Raw genomic sequence first — 2,988 nt, 5'->3', positions numbered from 1 at the left:
TGACTCCTTTGTTCCGGTGTCATTTCTTTTGAGTCAACGTTCTTTTTGACCCCGCCCACCTTCCCTCTCCCCGGTGTCATAACTTATGAGGCAATTCGTGAATGGGACTGCGTTTGTTTACTCTCTTGCCCTTAGCAGTTAGAGGGATTATGATTTACAGGCTTTGGTTATCTCTTCTTGATTATAGGGATAAAGCAGCCAAAGTAGGTTAAAAGTAACCGGGAGAAATCACCATGATCATTATTAAACTCATATTCGCATTTATTTTTCCACCGATCACCGCTTTTTTGCAGGTGGGTATCTCGACCCATTTTTGGATTAATGTCGCCCTCACACTCCTTGGTTGGTTTCCGGGAACCCTTCACGCCCTTTGGCTCATTTTTACCAATAAAAAACTCGCTTAAAACTATCCAAGCTGCAGTCAGAAAATCCCCGAGATCCCGGGGGGTTACCTCGGGAAAGCTCGGGTAATGGCTTCTTCATTAGCAGGGATGATACCGCGCTCGGTAATGAGACCGGTGATCAGGCGGGCGGGGGTGACATCAAAGCCGTAATTTGAAACCGGCGTAGTGTCCAGGGCGATTTGAACACGGGCAATTTGCCCCTTGTCGTTACGGCCCTCAAAAAACTTCACTTCATCCCCGCTGCGTTCCTCAATCGGGATTTCTTTGACTCCATCATGGATAGCCCAGTCAAATGTCGAGGAGGGCAGGGCGACATAAAAGGGAATGCCATTGTCGCGGGCGGCGAGGGCTTTAAGGTAAGTGCCGATTTTATTTGCGGCATCACCCGCGCCGGTGACACGATCCGCGCCGGTGATGACCATATCGACCATGCCATGCTGCATCAGGTGCCCTCCGGCATTATCGACGATGAGTGTATGGGGGACCCCGTGTCGTCCAAGCTCCCAGGCGGTGAGGCTTGCCCCTTGGTTACGGGGTCGGGTCTCGTCCACCCAGACATGGACAGGGATTCCTGCGTCATGTGCGGCGTAGATAGGCCCTGTGGCTGATCCGTAATCCACAAAGGCGAGCCAGCCGGCATTACAATGTGTCAGGATATTGACCGGGCGATCCGGGTTTTTTGTATGAAGCTCGCGGATGATCACTAGGCCGTGGTTCCCGAGGTCGCGGCACATTCCAGAGTCCCCGTCTGCGATTTGCCGGGCTGTTTCCAGAGCGATTTGCACTTTATCAGCCGTGGATTTTCCGGTGTTTATCCGGGCAAGCTGAGAGTCAACGGCCCAAGCGAGATTAACGGCTGTGGGCCGGGTATCCTTGAGCATTTGGGCAGCCTGGCGCAGTGTGGTGTCGAAATGTTCAGTTGTCCCTACAGCAAATTCTTTTGCGGCCAGATACATTCCATAACCCGCCGTGGCACCGATCAGGCCTGCCCCGCGGATATGCATGTCCTTGATGGCTACAGCAATTTGCGTGACGGTGGTGAGTTCCTCCACCTCAAAAACAAAGGGTAACTTGCGTTGGTCGATGACACAGATCGTGTCGATGTCTTTTTCCCAGATGGTGCGGTAATGTTGTCCGTCGATATTCATTCGTGGGGCTGAGTTTTTTTGAATTCTTCCAAGAGCTTGAGATAGATGGCTAGGTTATCACCTTGGTATCCACCCATTTTTTCACTGGTCTTACTGCCGTCCGCAGAGACGAGATAGACGGTCGGATAACCGTCCACACCGAATTTCTGAGCCAATGCTTCATTGGCCTGGGTCTGGGAGGTGGAGAGTTTATAGCCGCGGGGAAAATCAATTTTCACAAGGATATAATTATCCTTTACGTAGTCCTTAAAACGCTGTTGTGAAAAGGTTTCTTTATCCAGTTTTATGCAATATCCACACCAGTCCGAGCCTGTGAAAAAGATGAGGATCGGGCGATTGAGTTCCTTTGCATAATTTTGTGCCAATGAATAACTCGTCAGCCATTTGCCCTGTTGGTAAGTAGATCCTCCGCCGCCAGCAGAACCTTCTTGGGCGACTTGGCCACCCTCGGAGGCTTCTTCTTGGAGCACACGGTTGATTTTAATCTCTTGGCCATCGGCGACGAGAATCACATGATTGGCCGTGACTTCCATGAGCTTCACATCGACCTTTTTTCCGTGGTAATCAAAGGAGAATGATTTGCCGACATCCACGGAGTAAGCCGGATTATTATTAAACATGACATTAAAGTCTTGAGTGCCTTCCTGCCCCATCATGGCGGTAATTTTGAAAGTGCTGGCACTGATGCCTTCCTGCGAGGGGGATGGAGTGGTTGGTGCCTCAGTTGTCGATTCTGCAGTTTGTGTCAAGGGGTCGCCCTCGGTGACATTCTCCTTTTTGTCCCGTGGCACTTTGATTTCCCCATGATCTGTGACTAATATCACAGAGTGAGGGGTTACTTCCTTGAGTTTAATATCGACGGAGCGCCCTTGATAATTAAATCTGAATGACTCGCCGACATTCAGCGAGTAATCCGGGTTGTTATTGAACATGACATTAAAGTCTTGTGTGCCTTCCGTTCCCATTATCGCTGTGACTTCAAAAACACTGGCGGGAATCGCCGCAAAATTCAGTTTACCATCTTTTCCGTGGAACTGGGGATCTAAACCACGGCCTCCGCTTTGACGGATGATTTCGGTGATCATTTGTTGAAAGATGACTTCATTTTTGTTTTTGGGGGCGGGTAATTCCTTGAGTTCCCCATTCTCTTGAATATAAAGTTTATTATCGGCGAGCACATATTTTTTCAGTTCTGAGGAGAAATAATAGCCTCCACCCCCGGCTGCGCCGATGAGCAGGATCATCAAGGTGATACTCAAAAGGAATGATTTGACCGGACGGTCGTCTCCCGGCACGAGAACGGCAATGAGGCCGCCAATATATCCGGTGAAAAGACAGAGGATCCCCCAGAGAATACCCCGCATAAAGGAACAAATAATAAAAATAAAAAAACTCAGCACCCAGGCAATGGTCAGGATTGCCACGGTAATAAAATA

The 2,988-nt window shown here is 49.5% G+C and carries 3 protein-coding genes; 1 reads left to right on the top strand and 2 read right to left on the bottom strand.

Annotated elements, in window-relative coordinates; all coding sequences use genetic code 11:
- Positions 1-233: 233 nt before the first annotated feature.
- Positions 234-404: a YqaE/Pmp3 family membrane protein gene (locus tag SGI98_02855; protein ID MDZ4742342.1), complete on the top strand. Its 171-nt coding sequence runs from the start codon at positions 234-236 to the stop codon at positions 402-404.
- Positions 405-448: 44 nt separating this feature from the next.
- Here the strand turns inward: SGI98_02855 and mtnA are convergent, their stop codons facing one another.
- Complete coding sequence (gene mtnA, locus SGI98_02850) at positions 449-1,552, bottom strand: S-methyl-5-thioribose-1-phosphate isomerase (protein ID MDZ4742341.1); 1,104 nt, start codon at positions 1,550-1,552, stop codon at positions 449-451.
- Positions 1,549-2,988: thioredoxin family protein (locus tag SGI98_02845; protein MDZ4742340.1), on the bottom strand; the 1,440-nt coding region annotated here is incomplete at its 5' end. The genes SGI98_02845 and mtnA, both read right to left, overlap by 4 nt.

The sequence above is a fragment of the Verrucomicrobiota bacterium genome (assembly GCA_034440155.1).
GTDB lineage: Bacteria > Verrucomicrobiota > Verrucomicrobiia > JAWXBN01 > JAWXBN01 > JAWXBN01.
Note: the sequence above shows the minus strand (reverse complement) of the source record. Positions and strands in the feature narration are given on the sequence as shown.

What these genes read in the sequence shown, in the direction of transcription:
- SGI98_02855 (MDZ4742342.1), top strand. Translation starts at nt 234, where the DNA reads ATGATCATTATTAAACTCATATTCGCATTTATTTTTCCACCGATCACC.
- mtnA (MDZ4742341.1), bottom strand. Translation starts at nt 1,552, where the DNA reads ATGAATATCGACGGACAACATTACCGCACCATCTGGGAAAAAGACATC.